This window comes from Streptomyces sp. NPDC006384 (assembly GCF_042870695.1).
In the GTDB taxonomy this organism is placed as follows: domain Bacteria; phylum Actinomycetota; class Actinomycetes; order Streptomycetales; family Streptomycetaceae; genus Streptomyces.
The window spans coordinates 92,127-105,351 of record NZ_JBIAHR010000008.1 but is presented as its reverse complement, the minus strand read 5'-3'; the positions used below and the strand labels follow the sequence as shown (position 1 = coordinate 105,351).

Genomic DNA, 13,225 nt, shown 5'->3' with positions numbered 1-13,225 from the left:
CAGGCTTCCGACCAGGAAAGGACCTCCGTGGCCATAGCCGACCGCCGGACCACCACCCACCCCGCCGACACCCCCACCCCCACCGGCCGGCCGAGGACCACGACCCCCGTCGCCATCGGCCTCGCGCTCGCCGTCCTCGCCACCCTCGTCTGGTCCGGCAGCTTCGTCACCTCCCGCGCCCTCGGCGACAGCGTCCCGCCCGTCCAGCACGCCTTCTGGCGCTGGGTGATCGCACTCGCCGTCGTCGCCCCCTTCGGCGCCCGCCGGGCCTGGCGGCAACGCGCGCTCGTCCGCCGCCACCTCGGCTTCGTCCTCCTCGCCTCCCTGCTCGGCGTCACCGTCTACAACACCCTCGTCAACCAGGCCGGCGTCACCACCCCCGCCGCCAACATGGGCATGATCATGGCGGCGTCCCCGGTGCTGATGGCCGTCTACGAACGCGCGGGCGGCGTCCGGCTCGGCGCCCGCCGCATCACCGGGCTGCTCCTCGCCTGCGCGGGCGTACTGCTGCTCGTCGGAGGGGACGGGGCGTCCTTCTCGGCCGGCGACCTGTGGATGATCGCCGCCGCCTGCTGCTTCGGCTCCTACAGCGCCCTGCTGCGCCGCAGACCCGACGGCCTCGACGGGGTGACCTTCCTCTTCACCACCTTCCTGTTCGGCACCGTCCTGCTGCTGCCCGCCCAGGGCGTCAGCCTCGCCGTCCAGGGCGGCTTCGACCTGACGGCCGGCACCGTCCTGCCGCTCCTCTACGTCGGCGTCGCCTCCTCGGCCGTCGCCTTCTTCGCCTGGAACAAGGCGGTCTCCCTGATCGGCCCGAGCCGCGCGGGCGTCGTCTACTACCTCCAGCCGGTGTGCGTCGCCCTGCTGTCCTGGGTGCTGCTGGCCGAACCGACCGGCTGGGCACAGGCCGGGTGCATGGTGCTGATCCTCACGGGCGTCGTCCTCGGCGCGGGGGCACGCCGGTAGATTGCCGGCATGGCCGACTGGGACCTCCGCAAACTCCAGATCCTGCGGACGCTGCGGGACCGGGGCACGGTCACCGCGACGGCCGAGGCGCTGCACATGACGCCCTCGGCCGTCTCCCAGCAACTGACGAACCTCTCCCGCCGGCTCGGCGTGGAACTCCTCCAGGCCCACGGCAGACGGGTCCGCCTGACGGACGCGGCCCGGCTCGTCCTGCGGCACGCCGATGCCGTGTTCGAACAACTGGAACGCGCGGACGCCGACCTGACGGCCCACGTCCACGGGGAGGCCGGCGAGGTCCGGGTCGGCGCCTTCTCCACCGCCGTGCCCGCCCTCGTCGTACCGGCCGTGACCGCGCTGCGGGCGGAACGTCCCGGCGTCACGGTGCGGGTGCGGGAGACCGAGGCGCAGGAGGCGTACGAACTGCTGGCCGCCCGGGATGTGGACCTGGCCCTGACCCTGGCGGCACAGGCACCACCCCCCGCCGACCCCCGCTTCACCCGCGTACCGCTGCTCGCCGACCCGCTGGACGTCGCCCTGCCCCGCGACCACCCGCTGGCCTCGTCGGCCGGGCTGCGACTGGCGGACCTGGCCGCCGAGCCGTGGATCTTCGGCGGCAGCGGCCCCTGGTCCGACATCACCCGGGCCGCCTGCGAGGCCGCCGGGTTCCGCCCCCACCAAGGGCACTCGGCGGCCGGCTGGACGGCGATCCTGGCGATGGTCGAGGCGGGCATGGGCGTCGCCCTCGTCCCCCGCATGGCGGCCGTGCCGCGCGACGGCGTGGCGATGCGCGACCTGCACGCGGACCGCCCGGTCCGGCACGTCGTCGCGGCCGTCCGCAAGGGCGCGGGGGAGCGCGGCGCCACGGGCAGCGTCCTTGCGGCCCTACGGCAGGCGGCGGATGACCTCGGCGGCTGAACCGCGTCTCCGGGGTGCGAATCCATCGTCCAGCTGTTCCGCGATGTCATGGCGGACGGCGCCACCCCTGCGGCTGCGAGAGCAGCGAACAGTGCAGGCCCCGAAGAGACGCTGCCCAGGCCCATCCCTGCGAGTGCGGGGAGCAGCGGATAGGTGGCATCCGCCAGTTCGTACTCAGGGGGACCATCCCCGCGGGTGCGGGGAGCAGAGAGTCTCGTGCAAGTCGTACGTGACCCGACCGGGACCATCCCCGCGGGTGCGGGGAGCAGATCCGCAGGCCGTCATCGACGAGATGATCCGCGGGACCATCCCCGCGGGTGCGGGGAGCAGGGCGCCCGGGGAGCGGTCCATCGCCATGTGGCGGGACCATCCCCGCGGGTGCGGGGAGCAGCTGGTTGGTGTCGGACATGTGGATCTCCCATGGGGACCATCCCCGCGGGTGCGGGGAGCAGCACTGACCGTCTGCGGGGCGGGGGCTGGTCGTGGGACCATCCCCGCGGGTGCGGGGAGCAGTGGCTCCTATGCGGCATGTCACGCGAACGTGTGGGACCATCCCCGCGGGTGCGGGGAGCAGAGCGGGAGATCCTGCGGAATCTGTGCGCGGATGGGACCATCCCCGCGGGTGCGGGGAGCAGCAACGGCTACGACCTGTACCTGGACAACAAGTGGGGACCATCCCCGCGGGTGCGGGGAGCAGCCCGGCTCGCGACCTCGCCGGGGCCGGCCGTCGGGACCATCCCCGCGGGTGCGGGGAGCAGGGACTGCGCGAAGCGCTCGGGGAGGCCGCGGTGGGACCATCCCCGCGGGTGCGGGGAGCAGCGCGCCGCCGCCCGGGCCCTGCCGTGGCTGCCGGGACCATCCCCGCGGGTGCGGGGAGCAGATCCGGACACCTCCAGGCGCGACGAAGCGGATGGGACCATCCCCGCGGGTGCGGGGAGCAGAGCCCGAATTCTCCGTGATGGGCGGCATGTCCGGGACCATCCCCGCGGGTGCGGGGAGCAGGCCGACGCCATGCGTTCGGCACGCGGACAAGAGGGACCATCCCCGCGGGTGCGGGGAGCAGATGCCCGGCGCTTCCTCGAGCTCGATGGCCGGGGGACCATCCCCGCGGGTGCGGGGAGCAGTTCGATCAGCTGTTGGTGGATCGGATCACGGAGGGACCATCCCCGCGGGTGCGGGGAGCAGGTCTTCCCGCCGTCGGTGGAGAACGCCTCACTGGGACCATCCCCGCGGGTGCGGGGAGCAGTCCCTCGCCTCCCGGCGCCAGCAGGTCACGCCCGCGCCGACGGGACCATCCCCGCGGGTGCGGGGAGCAGACCGGTCGTCTGACGTGTACCACATGCTACCGGGGACCATCCCCGCGGGTGCGGGGAGCAGGCTGGGTGACCTGCGGGTTTATTGGTGATGGAGGCGGTTTTCGAGTACTTTCTTTGATTCTGGCAAATAGGGCGTAAGGGGCTTGGCGGGCATCAGGCTCTCCCGAAGCGGCGGCGTTTGGAGGCTCTGCTCCAGCCGGTCGGTGGCCCGTTCCGGGTAGCGGGGGCGGGGGCGGGGGTGTTCGGGTCGGGGCGGCGGATGAGGGTGACGCCCTCGTGGTCGGTCGGGTGCCAGGCGTGGTCGTGGGTGCGGAAGGTGAAGCCCTGCTCGTTGTTGGTGGTGTGGGCCAGCAGGGCGCGGCCCTGGCCTGCGTACTGCTGGACCTCTTCCCAGAGCGCGTCGCGGATCCGGGCCGAGGGGTTGCCCACGAACACGCCGGCGGAGATCTCCAGCATCCAGCGGGTGAGGAAGCCGCGTAGTCCGGCCGGGCAGTTGGTGAGGACGATGACGGTCACCAGAGGTCGTCTCCGAAGTCGTCGGGGCCGTCGTGGTTGACGCCGGCGGCGACCTGGTGGCCGTGGTCGCTCTGGAGCATGACGACGTCCCGGTCGGTGTCACCGCCGGGGTCGGTGGAGCCCGCCGCCTCCGGCAGCAGGAGGCGTTTGATGTCGTCGACGCACCGGTTCAGCAGGGACGTCTCGTTGATGCGGTCCCGCAGTGCGCGGCGGGTGCGGGGGCCGACGTCCTCCTCGTCCTGGGCGGCCACGTCGAAGGCGAGCGGGATGCCGATCTCGGTTTTGTAGAGGTCGGCGATGTCCAGGACGAAGGACAGTTCGTGGCCGGAGTGGACGAAGCCCAGGGCCGGGCTGCAGCCGAGGGAGGTGACGACGGCGTGGGCGATGCCGTACATGCACTGGGCGGCGGCGGTGACGGCCTGGTTGACGGCGTCGCCGCTGGTGAAGTCGCCGGGAGTGTAGCGGCGGCCCCGCCAGGGGACGCCGGTGCGGGCGGCCTCGGCGCGGTAGCAGTCCTTGACCCGTCTTCCCTCCCGGCCGAGGAGTTCGTGCCGGGTGAGACCGGCCGGGTCCTCGTCCGGGAAACGCAGCCGGTACATCGCACGTGCCACGGCCAGGCGGCTGCGCGGGTTGGCCCACTGCTGGGCCTGGGCCTCCATGAGGGCGGAGGAACGGCTGAGCGCGCGGCCGGAGGCGTAGTAGCGCACGCCGTGTTCACCGACCCAGCAGACCGCCGCGCCGGTCTCGCCGAGCACGCTCATGGCCTGGTGGGTGATGCGTGTGCCGGGGCCGAGGAGGAGGGTGCCGATGGTCGCCGACGGGATGTGGGTGGTGCCTTCCGCGTCCTGGGCGGTGATGGCGTTGGCGTCGCGGTGGACCGTGCAGCGTTCCAGGTAGACGAAGGAGAGACGGTCACCGGTGCGGGTGAGCTGCCGTGGGGTGAGTGCCGGGCGCCGGGAGACCGTGCTCATGGCGTCCGCCGGGCGGGCGGGGCGGGTGGGGTGAGGGGTGCCAGGGTGAGCAGGCCGCAGCCGTAGGCGCGGGCCCGGCCGACGCCCTGGGTGAGGGTGCGGCGCAGGGCGTCGGGGTCGGTGACCTCCAGCCGTCCCTCGAAGGTGACGGCGAGGACGGTGACCGGTTTGCCCCGGCGGCCGCCGGCGCTGCGGGACTTGTCGAAGGAGAGGGACCGCGTGTCCTGTACGGCCAGCTCGTACCGGTCGCCGGGATGGGGCCGTTTCTGGTGGGTGGTGCCCTCGGGCAGGAGCCGTCGGTCCGCCGGTTTCTCGCAGACGCGGAAGCCGAGGCGTTGTTGGCGTTCCTCGTCGAGCAGCCAGCCCATCTGGTGGACGGGTGTCAGGTGGGCGGTGAGTTTGCGGGGCTCGCCCTCCTTGCGGCGGACGGTGTGCACGGGGTTCGCGGTCAGGCGGAACGCCCAGCGGTCGCCGGCGGTCAGCCGGTCGAGGAGGGGGCCGTAGGGCCGGGTCTGCCAGCCGGGGTTCTCGGGACCGGCGACGGCGGGCCATCCGGCCTGCTCGACCAGGTGCGTCAGGTCGGGACGGTCGGGGCTGACGATGTACAGCAGCACCTCGGCGCGGGCCCGCTGGTCCAGACGCCACAGCACGCGCGGGGCGCCGGGCACCGGAGTGTCGGAGGGCAGGAGGTGCGGGAACGACGACATGACGGCCGCGTGCATGGCCTGGGGCGAGGACAGGAGGCGGCGGGCGCCGGGCCGGGCGGTGTTGATCCGGAAGCGGGAGATGAACATCAGGCGCTCTCCTCCTCCAGGGCAGCGAGGGCGGCGAACGGGTCGTGCGCGAGCTGCGTGCTGCCGCCCTCCGCCGGGATCGGGGTGGGTACGGGTGCGGTGACGACGGTGCGCAGTGCGTGCCGCCGGTGTGCGGCGTCGAAGCTGACCGGCTGGTCGCGCAGGACGTCCGCCGTCCGGGTTTCGCCGTCGGTCGTCGCCTCCCGCAGCACGGTCAGGGTCTGCGGGGTGCGGTGGCGCCTGCGGTACCAGGCGGAGGCCTGCCACGGCACGCTCGCCAGTACGTCCTCCAGGCGCGCGTCCTCGTGCAGTCCGAGGACGACGGGCTCGGAGGGCGGGCACGAACGCCGGCCGAGATAGGGCGGGTACGCGGGGCTGCGCAGGGCGTCATGCAGGCCGGTGAGCAGGGCGTGGTCGCCCTCGAGGGCGGCGACGAAGACGGCGTCGGCGAGGTAGAACCGCTCGGACAGCGGCATGGACGCGCCGGTGACGCCGTGATGGGCGGTGTGGAAGTCCCGGACGCGGGTGCCCGGTTGGTCGATGCGGACCCCGAAGCCGAGTGCCGCCAAGGGGGCGAGGGCGGTGTCGTCGCCGCGTTCGACGCCGGCCGCCGCGGCGAGCAGGCCGACGACGCCGCTCTTGGTCGGGGCCGATTCGGTGGTGCGGCGGGTGAAGCGGGAGGAGGCCCCCCAGGACTGCAGGGGGCCTGCCAGGCGAAGGGCAAGCACACTCGTGCGGCTCATGCGGGCTTCTCCAGGCGTTCCGCGACGGCCTGGCCGACGGCGGCGGCGAGTTCGCGCAGCGTGCCGGTCTCGGTGCCGAGGCCGGCGAGCTTCTGCGTGGCGGGGCCGACGCGCAGGACCCAGGTGAGGGTGGTCTCGGGGTCGCCGTAGGCGCGCTCGACGTCGGAGGCGTAGGCGGCGAGCCGGTCGGCGGCCTCGCGCAGGTGCCCGCCGCCGTCGCTGCGGACCGGGTCCTCGAAGGCGGCGACGTAGCTGATCGGCCGGGTGGTGCGGAGCCGGACGACGACGGCGTCGGGCTCGGTGTGGTGGCCGAAGGTGTTGATCTTCCCGGTGGGGAGGGATTCGGCGAAGGCCCGCACGAACGCCTCGACGGCGAGGCGGACGGGCTCGGTGCGCGGTTCGTCCTCGCGCAGGCCCCGGCCGAGGTTGGCGGCGAGCTGGTGCACGCCGAGGGCGGCGTACCGGTAGAGGGTCGCGGAGTTGAAGTCGACGGTGCCGATCATTCCGGCGCCGGTCTCCTCGTCCGTGTTCTCGTCGTCGACGGCGGTGTAGTAGTCGGACTCGTTGTCGACCCGGTGGACGCTGAGGGCGTGCGCGACCTGCACGGCGGCGTCGACGTTGATGTCGGCGACGTCGGCTACCATCCGGCCGAACAGGGCGATGTCCACGGAGTGACGGACGTCCGCGAGCTCCTTGGCGCGGGCCTTGTTCTCCTTGCTCTTCAGGAACGCCGTGATGTCGGCGGCGCCCTCGAGGGCGAGGCGGGCCAGGCCGTCGAGCTGCCGGGAGCTGAGGAAGACCAGGTACTTGCTCTCGGGAGCCGGGGCGGGACCGCCGTCCTTCTTCGCCTGGTCGGCCTTCCGCTTGGGGATCTCGGTCTTGAAGCCCGCGGCCTTGACCGTCTCGTCGGCGAGCCTCAGCGCCGTCTCCCGCTCGACGGAGGCGTCGAGCCCGGTGATCCGGTCGGCCAGGAGCTCCACCACCTTCTTGGTGCGCACGCCCAGTTCGGCGGGGTCCAGCAGGTGCTCGTCCCCGAAGTAGGTGCGGATGGCCCGCTTCCACGCCTGGCTGGAGACACGGGCGCGGGGTACCCCGCCGTAGACGGCCGTCTTGGGTGCGCCCGTGTCGTCCCGGTTGAGATTGCTGGGCGGGACGGTCTGCAGGGCGTGCACGTCCAGGAAGATGCGGTTCACGAGGCGTCCTTGTCGTCCGTGTCGGTGACCGGGGCGGAGCCCGGGGTGGTGTTCTCGTCGAGGGCCGGGGCGGCGTCCTGGCCGGGGGCCTGCCGGGGGCGTCGCTGCTCGTGGAAGGAACGGCCCCAGCGGCGGCGGACGGCGGCGGGTCCGTCGGGCCACTGCCAGGCGTAGAGCTGGCCGGCGAGGAGGGCGTAGTCGAGCGGGATGTCGTCGCGGCGCAGCAGGGCGACGATGTCGCGCAGCCGCTGGGTGAGGGTGGCGAGGTCGGGGGCGGTGCCGGCGCGGACCAGGCGTTTGCGGACGGGTTCGTCGACGCCGTCGGCCGGCATCAGACGCCGGACCGCCGCGCCCAGGCCGCCCGGCCGCTCACGGGTGTGGCGGCGGTGCATGGGGGTGCCGCGGGACTGCTGGTGGAACGCCCAGAGGGTGAGGGCAGCGTGCAGCGCGTTCTCGGCACGGACCAGTTCCTGCTCGCTCAGCGGTTGTGTCCCCGGGGCCGGCCTGTGGAGCGGATCGGTGTCGATCAGGTTCCACAGGTCGGGCGTCTCGCCCGCCTCGCGGCCCGCACCGCGGCGCAGCCGGGCGAGTGCGGCGACCGCCGAGGGCCTGTCCTGGAGGTACCCCCGCTGCCAGGAGTCGACGAGCGTGGCCGTGAGATCCGCGACCTGCCGGTGAACCGGGAGTGCCGCGGGCGGGGCTGATGCGGGTACGGATGCGGTGGTCATGCGTGCACCTCCGGGGCGGTCGGGATGTGGCCTGTTTCCGGCAGGCCGGGCGGTTCCGGGCCGGCCGGACCTTCGTCGGCCGGTGCGGCGGCGCCTCCGCCGCTGCCGCCGGGACCCGCGGAGTCGGGGTCGCCCAGCGCTCCGGCCAGTCGTCCCCGGAACCACACGTCGGCCAGGCCCGCGTTCAGCCAGTGGGTCCTGCCCTTCTTGTCGGTGTCGGTCCGTCCCTCCCAGGCCGCGTCGCCCGCGGCGGCGATGAGACGGTCACCGAGGCGGCCCACCGTCTCCCGGACCTGTCGCTGCCAGACGTACCGGTGCTCGAAGGGATCGGGAGCGTCCGCCATGGCGGACAGCCAGCCGCGGTAGAGGTGCTCCAGCGCGTCGAAACCCTCGGCGCGGGCCGCGGCTTTCGGTCCTTCCTGCTCGGCCCCGGCCGCCCGTGCCAGGTCGGCCGCGAGGTCGCCCAGGGCCCGCACCGCCCGGTCGGCGTCCTCGGCCGCGGCGATGGCCTGCCGGGCGTACGTACGGTCCTGCCGGTGCAGCAGGACGACCGGCATCGCCAGGCGGTCGTCGACGACCTCGTCGATCACGGACTGCTGGGTCCCGTAGCTGACGCCCACCACCCGGGCACGGACGAGGAAGTGACGGGAGAGGTGCCCCCCGGTCACCAGACGGGCGATCCATTCGAGGATCCCCGGCCGCAGGCGCGACGCGCCCTCGGCACCGCCTCCGTCCTCCAGCCGGTCGGCGACGAGCGCGGCGATGCCCCGCCAGGCCGAACGGGCCGGATCGTGCTCCAGGGGCAGGTACACGGGTGACTGCCCCAGCTTCTTCTCCTGGGCGGGGCTGCGCCGCCACGCGGTCATCGGCTCACTGCGGTGCATGTTCCGGGAGACGAGCGGATCGCCGTATCCGAGGACGACGCCGTGGACGCCGTCCGTGTCGTGGTGCAGGCGTACCCGCCGCGACTGCCAGGTGTACAGGTCGCGCAGGCCGGTCGCGGAACGCCCGTCGGAGCCCGGGCCGCAGGGCTCGCGGCGCCAGGCCGGCCGGTCGGCGGAGGAGGAGTCGAGCTCTTCGGTGTCCGCCGCCACCAGATTCAGCAGCAGGGTCTCGCGCAGCGTCCCGCCCTCCACGAAGACACCGCCCAGACCCCCCGCCCACCCCGTGCCGAGCGGATACACCTTGCCGCCCTTGACCCGGTCGTCCCCGGTCATGCCGGACTTGATGCCGGAGGTGTCGTAGGCGTGGACGTGGACGACCCAGCGGGCGGCCTCGGCGAAGGACAGCCGCTTCACGTCCGGCATGCGCGCGCTGAAGAAAGGCTCACCGGCGGGTACGTCGGCCACGATCCGGCTGAGGGAGAAGACCTCGTCCTTCGCCGTGCGAAGCCCTGCGGTCTGGAGGAAAGGGGCGACCGGGTGGAGAAGGTCGAACCGGTCGCGGTGCTCCTCCAGGTAGGACTGGACGGGGGCGAAGCAGTCGGGGTCCTCCCACAGCTCCGCCCACTCCTCGATGTCACCGGGGCCGTCCAGGGCATCGTGGGCGACGGCCAGCAGGAGACGCATCAGGGCGAACTCCTGGGTGGCCAGGTCGCCCTCGACGCGCCGCAGTCGGTCAGCCTGTGCGAAGACCTGGCGGAGCGACAGCTCGTCCTGGGAGCCGTCGTCCCGCAGGACGCCGATCCACGGCCGGTCGGTGAGGTCGAAGGACATCACCGCGCCCGCGTCCTCATCGGCGCCGGTACCGGTACCGGTACCGGGCGGTTCAGTCGTCTGCGTCACGGGTCACCTCAAGACCGTCGCTCTGGCTGTAGCGGAGTGAGAAACCTGCCAGGTGGGCCCGGCAGTCCTCGTCGAGGGCGAGGATCAACTGGTCGGAGAGCCAAGGGCTGTCCTTGCCCTGCCACTTGGGCAGGTACAGCCGCTCCAGCTCCTCGATGGCCCGGTCCATGACCTCGCCGGAGAACTGCAGGGGAAGCCGCAGCCCGCAGCTCGCGGCCGTACGGGCCGCGAACCGCTCCGGCGTCGCGTCCTGCGGCAGCTCGATGCCTGCGCGCTGCCGTCCCTTGCCGTCCGCCGCGAGCCACGGCAGGGTGGCGAGGCTTCCGTCACCGCGCCGCTGCACGACGACGACCTCCAGGCTGTCCCGGCTGTCCCGGACCTGGGCACGCCCGGTGGGGGTGTCGTCCGTGTCGCCCACACCGGCGGCGACCCAGCCGAACAACGGCCGTCCCGCTCTGCCGACGTCTCCCAGCCGGAACACGGCGGCGCGTTCGGCCTGGTCGTCGCGGTGCCGTTCGAACTGCTCGCGCGCCTTCTTCAGCACGTCCTGCCAGTGGTCCGGTCCGACCGGCCCCTCGCCGTACGCGTTCTGCACGAGGGGGCTGATGTCCGCCGGGAGTTCCACCGGCTGCCGGGACCCGCCGTCGAGGTAGGGCAGGAGCACCGCGGCCGACCGCAGCAGGGCGTACCGCCCGTACACGGCGACCGATCCCCGCACCGGGGCGGGTACGTCCGCCGCCCAGTCGACCCCGGTCACCAGGCAGCGCGCGGTCCGCAGCCGCCCGGGCCGCTCGCCCTGGTCCTTCCCGCGCCGGTGGCGGTGCAGGCGGCCCATGCGCTGCAGCAGCAGGTCGACCGGGCACAGGTCGCTGACCAGCAGATCGAAGTCGACGTCCAGGGACTGCTCGGCCACCTGGCTGGCCACCACGATGTGCCGGCCCGTGGGTCTGTCGCCCGTCTTCTCCGGCGGGCCGAAGAGCCGGAGCAGTGTGCGGTCCTTGTCCGCCCGGTCGAGGTCGACGAAGCACGAGTGGGCGACGGTCACGTTCTCGGCGCCGAACCGGTCGCGCAGCGCGCGAGCCGTCTCCAGCACCCGTTTGACCGTGTTCCGGATCACCAGGACGCAGCCGCCGTCGGCCAGTTCGCTCTCCAGTCGGTCGGCGAGGACGTCCAGTCCGTCGGCGAGACGCTCCACCCGCACCTGCGTCGACCGGGCCGACGCCTGCGGCCGGCGGACCAGCGGAACCCCTCCTGGGGAGACGGCCGTCAACAGCGGGTACGCGTCCGTCGCGATCCCGTCCGTCGCGATCTCGTCCGTCGCGGGTACGTCCCCGGAGGTGCCAGGTGCGGAGGTGCCCGCTTCGGTCCGGCCGGCGTACGCCTCGACGAGTTCGCGCCTGCGGGCGGCCGGCAGGGTCGCGGACAGCACCACCACCGGCACCCGGTAGGCCCCCAGCCAGGCCAGCACCCGGTCCAGATACACGCTCATGTACGTGTCGTAGGCGTGCGCCTCGTCGATGACGACGACTTTCCCGGCCACGGCGAGGTGCCGCAGCGCCAGGTGCCGGCTCTTCAGCCCGGCGAACAGCAACTGGTCGATGGTGCCCGCCACGAACGACGCCAGCATGGCCTTCTTCCGACCGCGCAGCCACGCGTGCGCCACCAGCTCGGCACCCGCGCGACGCCGGTGATCCGACTGCCGCCGGAGCGAGGGTGTCACCTCGTCCACATCCACGGCCGCGACCCGTCCTGCACGGGCCATCAGGCCGGCGAAGTCCTCGTTGAGAGCCGCCTTGGAATGGGCCAGATGCACCGAGCGACGCGAGCCCGCCACCCCCGGCAGCCGGTCCAGCCAGTCGAGCAGACGGGGGAACATCGCGTTGCCGGTGGCCATGGTGGGCAAGGCGAAGAAGACCCCGCCCGCGCCGGAACGCGCCGCGAAGATCTCGGCCACGGCGAGCGCCGCCTCCGTCTTGCCCTCACCCATCGGAGCCTCGACGACCATCAGACCGGGCGCCTCCATCTCCCGGGCCAGTTCCACGGCCGCCTCCTGCACCGGACGCACCCGCGCCCCCGCCGGCAGTCCGAACCGGGAGGTGAACAACTCCTGGGCGCCCTGCTTGTCCTTGTCCTGGGCGAGTTCCTCGGGCTGCCAGGGCTCCGGCAGGTCCAGCCCTTGCCAGGCCGCGGCAAGACGCTCCCGGTCGCTGCGGGCCGCGCCGTCGGGGAAGTAGGGGAAGAGGTCCGGGTTGCTGGCGATCCAGTCGGAGACGATGACCAGCGCGGTCAGCAGCACCTGCACCGGCTGCGGCAGCTTCACCGAACGCCACGCGCTCAGCCGTCCGGCCACCCCGAAGCGGTCGGCGCAGGCGTCGAGCAACTCGGTCTGCACCTGTCGCCAGACCCGGCCGCTCGCACCGGGAGTGCACAGCAACTCCTCATGCGCGTAGAGTGCCTTGATCTGTCCGTGCTCGGGCGGCACACCGTGATGTCCGCCCACGACCACCGTGAACTGCCCGGTCCGCGCGGCTCCCCACCCGTGCCGTTCCTCCAGCCACTCTCCCAACAGCACCTGTCCGGCCAGACCGTGCGGCGCGATCCGGCGGTCCGGCCCCATCGCCTTCGCCGAGCGCATCTCCAGCCCCTGGTTGCGCATGACGTCGGCGAGCTGATCGACCTGGCAGGCGAACGCTGGGGTGGCCTTGCCGATGTCATGCACCCCGGCCAGCCATACGGCGAGAGCACGCGCGTCCGACTCTCCCTGCGGCAACGCCCCAGCCACCAGCCTCCGCACCCCTGCGGGCAGCCACCGGTCCCACAGCAGGCCGGCAACCGCGGCGCTGTCCTCCATGTGCCGCCACAACGGCAGCCAGCCATCAGTGCCGCGGTCATGCTTGGCCCACACCGACCGCGCCGGCCCCCCGAGCCGGCACAGCAGGCCGGCACGGGCATTCCCCCCAGTGCTCATGGGGGATTGATACAGGCAAAGGCCGCCTCTCGGCACCAGAACGAGCAAACAAGGTGATCAACAGGCAGGAGACACCGGCAGGTCGTATGATGCTCGGCTTCCCACCGCCCCATCACGAGGCCACTACGCCCCCGGACGAAGCATGATGCCCCATTTGCCGGAATCTCCAATACTTACTGATTTCACGCCCCTCCCGCACTAAACTCGCAGGTCGCACAGTCTGCTCCCCGCACCCGCGGGGATGGTCCCAGCTCGACGCGCTGCTCGCCGACCGCAGGGTGCTGCTCCCCGCACCCGCGGGGATGGTCCCAGGCGGCGGGCGAAGCGGCGG

Annotated in this window: 10 protein-coding genes and 1 CRISPR repeat array; of the genes, 2 read left to right on the top strand and 8 right to left on the bottom strand. The window is 73.0% G+C overall.

Going from position 1 to position 13,225, the window contains the following annotated elements:
- Positions 1-27 precede the first annotated feature (27 nt).
- Both ACFYOJ_RS12830 and ACFYOJ_RS12825 read left to right on the top strand, forming a co-directional pair.
- Entirely contained in the window at positions 28-966 is a 939-nt protein-coding gene (locus tag ACFYOJ_RS12830) for a DMT family transporter (RefSeq protein WP_388596776.1), read from the top strand.
- Between the two features lie 9 nt (positions 967-975).
- Positions 976-1,881: a LysR family transcriptional regulator gene (locus ACFYOJ_RS12825; protein WP_356558291.1), complete on the top strand. Its 906-nt coding sequence runs from the start codon at positions 976-978 to the stop codon at positions 1,879-1,881.
- A 117-nt stretch (positions 1,882-1,998) separates the two neighbouring features.
- A CRISPR array of direct repeats spans positions 1,999-3,258; the repeat unit is 29 nt; unit sequence GGGACCATCCCCGCGGGTGCGGGGAGCAG.
- 92 nt (positions 3,259-3,350) lie between these two features.
- On the opposite strand, the gene cas2e is transcribed toward ACFYOJ_RS12825, so the two are convergent.
- Genes cas2e through cas3 form a run of 8 tightly spaced genes read right to left on the bottom strand, consistent with a single transcriptional unit; the run spans position 3,351 to position 12,894 of the window.
- A complete protein-coding gene (gene cas2e / locus ACFYOJ_RS12820; RefSeq protein ID WP_356558290.1) occupies positions 3,351-3,713 on the bottom strand; it encodes a type I-E CRISPR-associated endoribonuclease Cas2e in 363 nt (120 codons plus the stop codon).
- Positions 3,710-4,684 carry a type I-E CRISPR-associated endonuclease Cas1e gene (gene cas1e / locus ACFYOJ_RS12815; protein WP_356558289.1) on the bottom strand — a complete coding sequence of 325 codons (975 nt, stop codon included), beginning with the start codon at positions 4,682-4,684 and terminating at the stop codon, positions 3,710-3,712. Before cas1e ends, cas2e begins: the two co-directional genes overlap by 4 nt.
- Positions 4,681-5,478 (bottom strand): type I-E CRISPR-associated protein Cas6/Cse3/CasE, encoded by a 798-nt coding sequence (gene cas6e / locus ACFYOJ_RS12810; RefSeq protein ID WP_356558288.1) that lies wholly within the window; start codon positions 5,476-5,478, stop codon positions 4,681-4,683. Before cas6e ends, cas1e begins: the two co-directional genes overlap by 4 nt.
- Positions 5,478-6,221 (bottom strand): type I-E CRISPR-associated protein Cas5/CasD, encoded by a 744-nt coding sequence (gene cas5e, locus ACFYOJ_RS12805; RefSeq protein WP_356558287.1) that lies wholly within the window; start codon positions 6,219-6,221, stop codon positions 5,478-5,480. Before cas5e ends, cas6e begins: the two co-directional genes overlap by 1 nt.
- A complete protein-coding gene (gene cas7e / locus ACFYOJ_RS12800; RefSeq protein WP_356558286.1) occupies positions 6,218-7,414 on the bottom strand; it encodes a type I-E CRISPR-associated protein Cas7/Cse4/CasC in 1,197 nt (398 codons plus the stop codon). Before cas7e ends, cas5e begins: the two co-directional genes overlap by 4 nt.
- On the bottom strand, positions 7,411-8,142 hold the full coding sequence (gene casB / locus ACFYOJ_RS12795) for a type I-E CRISPR-associated protein Cse2/CasB (RefSeq protein WP_356558285.1): 732 nt from the start codon (positions 8,140-8,142) through the stop codon (positions 7,411-7,413). The genes cas7e and casB overlap by 4 nt, the downstream gene beginning before the upstream one ends.
- Positions 8,139-9,926 carry a type I-E CRISPR-associated protein Cse1/CasA gene (gene casA / locus ACFYOJ_RS12790; protein ID WP_388596770.1) on the bottom strand — a complete coding sequence of 596 codons (1,788 nt, stop codon included), beginning with the start codon at positions 9,924-9,926 and terminating at the stop codon, positions 8,139-8,141. Before casA ends, casB begins: the two co-directional genes overlap by 4 nt.
- Positions 9,910-12,894, bottom strand: a complete 2,985-nt coding sequence (gene cas3 / locus ACFYOJ_RS12785; protein ID WP_356558284.1) for a CRISPR-associated helicase Cas3' — start codon at positions 12,892-12,894, stop codon at positions 9,910-9,912. Before cas3 ends, casA begins: the two co-directional genes overlap by 17 nt.
- Positions 12,895-13,225: the final 331 nt, after the last annotated feature.

Bases quoted from the DNA above. Each gene is read 5' to 3' on its own strand.
- ACFYOJ_RS12825 (WP_356558291.1), top strand. From the start codon at position 976: ATGGCCGACTGGGACCTCCGCAAACTCCAGATCCTGCGGACGCTGCGG.
- cas1e (WP_356558289.1), bottom strand. From the start codon at position 4,684: ATGAGCACGGTCTCCCGGCGCCCGGCACTCACCCCACGGCAGCTCACC.
- cas6e (WP_356558288.1), bottom strand. From the start codon at position 5,478: ATGTTCATCTCCCGCTTCCGGATCAACACCGCCCGGCCCGGCGCCCGC.
- cas5e (WP_356558287.1), bottom strand. From the start codon at position 6,221: ATGAGCCGCACGAGTGTGCTTGCCCTTCGCCTGGCAGGCCCCCTGCAG.
- casB (WP_356558285.1), bottom strand. From the start codon at position 8,142: ATGACCACCGCATCCGTACCCGCATCAGCCCCGCCCGCGGCACTCCCG.
- cas3 (WP_356558284.1), bottom strand. From the start codon at position 12,894: ATGAGCACTGGGGGGAATGCCCGTGCCGGCCTGCTGTGCCGGCTCGGG.